6 protein-coding genes are annotated in these 6,262 nt (G+C 63.8%); 1 reads left to right on the top strand and 5 read right to left on the bottom strand.

Going from position 1 to position 6,262, the window contains the following annotated elements:
* The 4 genes from VLE48_09700 to rpsL all read right to left on the bottom strand — a co-directional run.
* Positions 1–195 (bottom strand): GTP-binding protein (locus VLE48_09700; protein HSA93272.1); only part of this gene is annotated, 195 nt, incomplete at its 3' end.
* A gap of 45 nt (positions 196–240) precedes the next feature.
* Positions 241–2,334 (bottom strand): elongation factor G, encoded by a 2,094-nt coding sequence (gene fusA / locus VLE48_09695; GenBank protein ID HSA93271.1) that lies wholly within the window; start codon positions 2,332–2,334, stop codon positions 241–243.
* A 74-nt stretch (positions 2,335–2,408) separates the two neighbouring features.
* A complete protein-coding gene (rpsG, locus tag VLE48_09690) occupies positions 2,409–2,879 on the bottom strand; it encodes a 30S ribosomal protein S7 (protein HSA93270.1) in 471 nt (156 codons plus the stop codon).
* A gap of 10 nt (positions 2,880–2,889) precedes the next feature.
* Positions 2,890–3,264 (bottom strand): 30S ribosomal protein S12, encoded by a 375-nt coding sequence (rpsL, locus tag VLE48_09685; protein ID HSA93269.1) that lies wholly within the window; start codon positions 3,262–3,264, stop codon positions 2,890–2,892.
* A gap of 533 nt (positions 3,265–3,797) precedes the next feature.
* On the opposite strand from rpsL, the gene VLE48_09680 reads away from it, so the two are divergent.
* Positions 3,798–5,873 carry a hypothetical protein gene (locus VLE48_09680; protein ID HSA93268.1) on the top strand — a complete coding sequence of 692 codons (2,076 nt, stop codon included), beginning with the start codon at positions 3,798–3,800 and terminating at the stop codon, positions 5,871–5,873.
* A gap of 93 nt (positions 5,874–5,966) precedes the next feature.
* Here the strand turns inward: VLE48_09680 and VLE48_09675 are convergent, their stop codons facing one another.
* On the bottom strand, positions 5,967–6,230 hold the full coding sequence (locus VLE48_09675; protein ID HSA93267.1) for a DUF2621 family protein: 264 nt from the start codon (positions 6,228–6,230) through the stop codon (positions 5,967–5,969).
* Positions 6,231–6,262: the final 32 nt, after the last annotated feature.

Here is a 6,262-nt window from a genome sequence, read left to right as displayed (position 1 = left end):
GGCGATGGTGATCCCGCGCTCCCGCTCCTCGGGCGCGTTGTCGATCGAGTCGAAACTGCGGAACACGATCTTCGGATTGTGCTTCTGCAATACCTTGGTGATGGCCGCCGTCAACGTCGTCTTGCCGTGATCGATGTGCCCAATCGTCCCCACGTTCACGTGCGGCTTGGTGCGGTCGAATTTCTCTTTCGCCATGTGTAGCTCCTAGCTCCTAGCTCCTAGCTGAAAATCCAAACCCTCTCATCTCGAAACTGCTTTGCCCTGCACGCGGGCGATGATCTCTTCCGCCACGGCACGCGGGGCTTCCTCATAACGCGCAAAGTGCATGGAATAGGTAGCGCGGCCCTGGGTGCGCGAGCGCATATCGGTGGCATAGCCGAACATCTCCGAGAGCGGCACGTGCGACTTGATGACCTGGGAACCGGCGCGATGCTCCATGCCCTCGACGCGGCCGCGGCGCGAATTCAGGTCGCCGATGATGTCGCCCATGTACTCCTCGGGGACGACGACCTCGACCGACATGACCGGCTCGAGCAGCACGGGGGTGGCCCTGCGAGCGGCTTCCTTGAAGGCCATGGAGCCGGCGATCTTGAAGGCCATCTCGCTGGAATCGACGTCGTGGTAGCTGCCGTCGTAGAGCGTGGCCTTGACGTCCACCATCTCGTAGCCGGCGAGGACACCGCCTTCCATGGCCTCACGGATGCCCTGGTCGACGGGCTTGATGTACTCCTTGGGCACGACGCCGCCCACGATCTCATTGACGAACTCGTAGCCCTTGCCTGCCTCCTGGGGCTCGAGGCGAATCTTGACGTGGCCGTACTGGCCGCGACCGCCGGTCTGGCGGATAAACTTGCCTTCCGCCTCGGCGGGCTTGCGGATGGTCTCACGGTAGGCCACCTGCGGCTTGCCGACGTTGGCCTGCACGTTGAACTCGCGCATCATGCGGTCCACGATGATTTCCAGGTGCAGCTCGCCCATGCCGCTGATGATGGTCTGGCCGCTATCGGGATCGGTGTGGACCTTGAAAGTGGGGTCTTCCTGGGCGAGCTTGGAGAGCGCCACGCCCATCTTTTCCTGGTCGCCCTTGGTCTTGGGCTCGACGGCTACGGCGATGACCGGGGCCGGGAACTCGATGGACTCGAGCACGATGGGCTTTTCTTCGTCGCACAGGGTGTCGCCGGTGGTGACGGTCTTCATGCCTACGCAGGCGCAGATGTCGCCGGCATAGATCTCGCTGATCTCTTCGCGCTTGTTGGCGTGCATCTTGAGCAGGCGGCCGATGCGCTCGCGCCGGCTCTTGCCGGGATTGAACACGCTGTCGCCGGTCTTGAGTTTGCCGGAGTAGATGCGGATGAAGGTCAGCTGGCCGACAAAAGGGTCGGTCATGATCTTGAAGGCCAGCGCGCTGAAGGGCTCGTTGTCGTCGGCCTTGCGAAAGGCCGGTTGTGTGGACTCCGGATCGGCGCCTTCGACCGGAGGGATGTCTGCAGGAGAAGGCAGGAAACTCACCACGGCGTCCAGAAGCGGCTGTACACCCTTGTTCTTGAAAGCGGAGCCGCACATCACCGGGAAGAGCTTGAGTGCGATGGTGCTCTTGCGCAGCGAGCGGCGCAGTTCGTCTGGAGTGATGGTCTCGCCTTCCATGTACTTGTGCAGCAGGTCGTCGTCGTTCTCGACGATGGTTTCGACCATCTGGTTGTGGAAGGCGTTGGCCTTCTTGCGCAACTCTTCGGGAATCTCTTCGATGACGTACTCGGCGCCCAGGGTCTCGTCGCGCCAAATGATGGCTTTCATCTCGAACAGGTCGATGGCGCCGCGGAACTTGTCTTCCTGGCCGACAGGGAGCTGGACGGCAACCGGGCGGGCGTTCAGGCGCTTGCGAATGGTGTCGACGGCGTGCTCGAAGTCGGCGCCCATCTTGTCCATCTTGTTGATGAAGCAGATGCGCGGGACGCCGTACTTGTCCGCCTGACGCCAAACGGTCTCGGATTGGGGCTCGACGCCGTGGACGGCGTCAAAGACGGCGACGGCGCCATCGAGCACACGCAGGGAGCGCTCGACCTCGGCGGTGAAGTCGACGTGGCCGGGGGTATCGATGATGTTGATGCGGACGTCGCGCCAGGAACAGGTGGTGGCGGCGGAGGTGATGGTGATGCCGCGCTCCTGTTCCTGCTCCATCCAGTCCATGGTGGCAGTGCCTTCGTGCACCTCGCCCAGGCGATGGGTGCGGCCGGTGTAGAACAGCACGCGCTCGGTCGTAGTGGTCTTACCGGCGTCGATGTGCGCCATGATGCCGATGTTGCGGCAGTGGTCGAGTTGGATCTGGCGTGGCACGTTGACTTCGCTTTCCGCTTTGCGCTTTCCGCTCTGAGACGTAGAAAGCTACGTCTCTTCCTTTCTATCTCGGACTACCACCGGTAGTGGGCGAAGGCCTTGTTCGCTTCGGCCATGCGGTGCACGTCTTCCTTCTTCTTAATGGCGGCGCCGCGGTTGTTGGCGGCGTCGAGCAACTCGTTGGCCAGCTTGTCCACCATGCCCTTTTCACCGCGGCCGCGCGAGTAGCTGATGAGCCAGCGGATGGCGAGCGAGGTGCGCCGGTGAGGATTGACCTCGACCGGAACCTGGTAGTTGGCGCCGCCCACGCGCCGGGTCTTGACCTCCAGGAGCGGCTTGACGTTCTCCACGGCCTTCTTGAAGAGCTTGAGGGGCTCGTCGCCGCCTTTGGCGCCCAGCTTGTCCATGGCTTCATAGAAGATGGCCTGGGCGGTGCTCTTCTTGCCGTCCCACATCATCGAGTTGATGAACTTGTGGACCAGCGGCGAGTCGTACACCGGATCGGGCGCAACTTCCGTCTTGGGGACCATCCCCTTACGCGGCATATGCTTCTCCTCAGGCCTTTGGGCGCTTGGCACCGTATTTGGAGCGGCCCTGGCGGCGGTCGGAAACACCGACCGTGTCCAGCGTTCCACGGACCACGTGGTAGCGCACGCCCGGCAGGTCTTTCACACGGCCTCCGCGGATGAGCACGATGGAGTGCTCCTGGAGGTTGTGGCCGACGCCGGGAATGTAGGTGGTCACCTCGATGCCGTTGGTCAGGCGGACCCGCGCCACCTTGCGCAGCGCCGAGTTGGGCTTCTTGGGCGTCTGGGTATAGACACGCGTGCACACGCCGCGCTTCTGCGGCGAACCCTGCAGGGCGGGGCTGGCAGTCTTGTAGCGGACCTGCGAGCGTCCTACCCGCACCAGTTGGTTGAATGTCGGCACTCTTTTCCCACTCCTTGGGCGCGGCCACACGCCGCCGCCTCGGTTTCCACCCTTTTCCAGGGCTGGTCCGGCACAGGCCGTCCATGCTTCCCGGCGCGCACCAAACGCGCGCAGGGGGTCTGGGTTCCTATCGTGTCGTAAGGCCGAACGACGGTGGCGCCGGGTCCGGGAAGGATTGGCACTCCGTTTCGACGGCCGCAACCTGCATATCCCACCGATGGCGGCGGGCGGCGCAGGTTACCTTTCAGCGAGGGTGCCCTGGTAACGGACCGTGTTCCTGGTCCTCGGGCAAAACATCTACAGCACAGCCAAAGCGCAACAGGCAGGCTTATCCGAACTCGCGGAACCTTACGAATATAGCAAGCCGGACGAGAAGGCGTCAACCAAGCAGCGATTCGCTGGTAACGGTGCCTGACCCAGAACGCTGAGGCAGCCCGGCTTGCCGAAATCGGGGGCAGACTCTAGACTGATGGATTCCGTCCGCAAGGGACTGGATTCCGTCGGCGACAGGCAGCCGTCGACGGGGAGGATGCATGCGCAAGGTTGCGGTCCTTATCTTCTTCTTATTCCTGGCCGTATTCTCCGGAGTTGCTTTGCTGGGCTGTGGCGGGGGAAACAACAGCACGACGACCCCGAATCCCATTGCCAGCGTGAATGTGATCCCTTCGAGCCTCTCCTTAACCCCCGGGCAGGTGGCCGCGGTTACCGCCCGGCCGCTGGACGCAGACGGCAACGCCACCTTTGCCAACAGCGTCACCTTCGCCTCCGCCAATACTGCGTTGGTGCAGGTAGCGAAGAACGGCCTGGTGTGCGCAGGAAGCTGGGATTCGCTGGATAGCCCGGTGGTGTGCACCCCGGCGGCCAGCCCGGTCGGCCAAACCACCATCACGGCGACTGCGGACATGGTCACCAGCGCCGCGGTGCCGGTATTCGTGCATGTGGTCATCGACAACATCACTGTCTCCCCCACCGCGGTGGATTGCAGATCGCAGGACGACACGCAGCAGTTCACGGCGACGGTATTCGGGGGCGGGAATGACATCACTTCGACCGTGGGGCCCATCACCTGGAGCAGCAGCCTCACGCCGCAGGTGACCATCGACGAGGATGGGCTGGCTACCGCGGAACTGCCGGGAAGGTCCAACATCACCGCCTCGGTGGGCGGCACGACCAGCCCGGCGGCGCCCTTCACGGTCTGCCCACCCGCCAGCATCTCGCTGCACGTGAGCGGCGCTCCCGACACCTCGTTCAGCATCGCGACCAGCGCCAACCGCGACCTGGCGGTGGACGTGGTGGACACTCTGGGGCAGACCGTCACGGGATTGCCCATTGCGCTGGTGAGTTCATCGCCGGCGGTGGCAACGGTCAGCGTCGCCATATCCGGGTCTACCGTGACGCTGCGGGCCACCGGCGCAGCTCCGGGCACAGCGATCCTCACCGCCCACTGCACGCCGCCGGCATGCAACCCGAACACGACGTTGGCGACGTACAGCAACGCAGTGACAGCCACAGTGACCGGAACCGCGGGCGCGGGACGCGTCTATGCGACCTGCACCTCGACGTCCGCTCCGTGCACAACGGCCACCAGCAGCGGCGGGACGCAAACGCCGCTGGTTCCCATCGATACCTCGACCAACACGGCCGGTACGGTGGTGAATCTGCCGAACACGCCCAATTCCATGGTGTTCTCACGAGACGGGACGCTTATGCTCCTGGGCTCGGCCAACGGGCTGATGCAGGTGGATGCGGTGACCAACGGGATTGCCGACACAATCACCAACGCACAGGGGCGAGTGCTGGCCGTTTCGCCCGACGCGAACCGGGTAGCGATCTTCGACGGCAGCGCAAACCAATTGCGCATCCTCGATCGCAACGCCAGCACCGTGACCTCTGCCAGCTTCACAGGCATCACGGGGGCGGCGTTCACACCCGACGGTTTCAAACTTTTCCTCGTAGCCGGCAACACGCTGCACGTGATCTCCGATGTGTCCGTACCGCAGGCCATCCCCTTGAGCGCGGCCGCCGCCGATCTGACCATGGTCCCCGGCGGGTCGTTCCTGTACCTGGCGGGAGGGGCTGCATCCTCGGTTACGGCGCACGCCACTTGTGACAACTCACCCGCGGTCACGGCAGCAACGCCCGGTGATCCTTCGTTGATACGGACTCTGCCTAATGGTTCGCGCGTCCTGGCCGTGGATTCCCCCGGGATCGACGACGTCACCGTGGTTCCGACCTTCAGCGGCCCGTGTCCTTATTCATTGAGCAGCGTCGTCACCTCGAGCGACTTCGGCCAGGGCGGATTCAGCGCGCGGCAGCTCATCATTCTGCCCGACGGCTCGCGAGCCTACGTGACCAGCGACCTCACCAGCCTGCTGGTGTATGACGTGGCCGGCCAGACTGTAACCACGATCCCGCTGGCCAACGGCGCCACCGCCTTCAACGGCGGCTCCACCCTGACCAGCTCACAGGTCTATGTAGGCGGCAGCGATGATGCCGTGCACCGGATCGACGTAGCTACCGGCATTGACGCCCAGCAAATTCCGGTCACCAACGGGCAAAGCCCCGCGGTGGCGTTCACGCCCGACCTGGTGGGGGTGAGGCCGCGGTAAAAACAGTGGCTAGTTGCTAGTGGTGAGTGGCTAGAAACACCAAGCCCTCGCGGGAGCGAGGGCTTTCTTGTGGTCGCCCAGGAAGATGGCGGATCAGCTGCCGAACGCGGCTTCGTAATCTTCCGGATCGAGACCCTTGTAGGAGAGCGTGTGCTTGAGGCGCTGGCGCAAGTCGGCAGGCGTGGATTCAATGAAGGCGCGCACGCCCAGCTCAAGGCCGACGCGGGGAGCGCCAGCTTCTTCGGCCAAGACTTCCGCGCGTGACTCGGCAGCCTGGCGCACGCCATCACGGACCGGCAGTGGAAGTTCCAGCAGCAGGTCGTCGATGATCTCGTGGGCTTCGTCGGTCCACTGCATGTGCAGTTCTCAGTTCTCAGAGAAGGGGCAAC

The sequence above is a fragment of the Terriglobales bacterium genome (assembly GCA_035454605.1).
In the GTDB taxonomy this organism is placed as follows: Bacteria; Acidobacteriota; Terriglobia; order Terriglobales; family Acidobacteriaceae; genus DATMAB01.
The sequence above is the reverse complement of the archived record's forward strand: the minus strand, read 5'-3'. Positions and strand labels throughout refer to the sequence as shown.

Coding starts and splice junctions, on each gene's coding strand:
- VLE48_09680 (HSA93268.1), top strand. CDS start 3,798: ATGCGCAAGGTTGCGGTCCTTATCTTCTTCTTATTCCTGGCCGTATTC.
- rpsG (HSA93270.1), bottom strand. CDS start 2,879: ATGCCGCGTAAGGGGATGGTCCCCAAGACGGAAGTTGCGCCCGATCCG.
- VLE48_09675 (HSA93267.1), bottom strand. CDS start 6,230: ATGCAGTGGACCGACGAAGCCCACGAGATCATCGACGACCTGCTGCTG.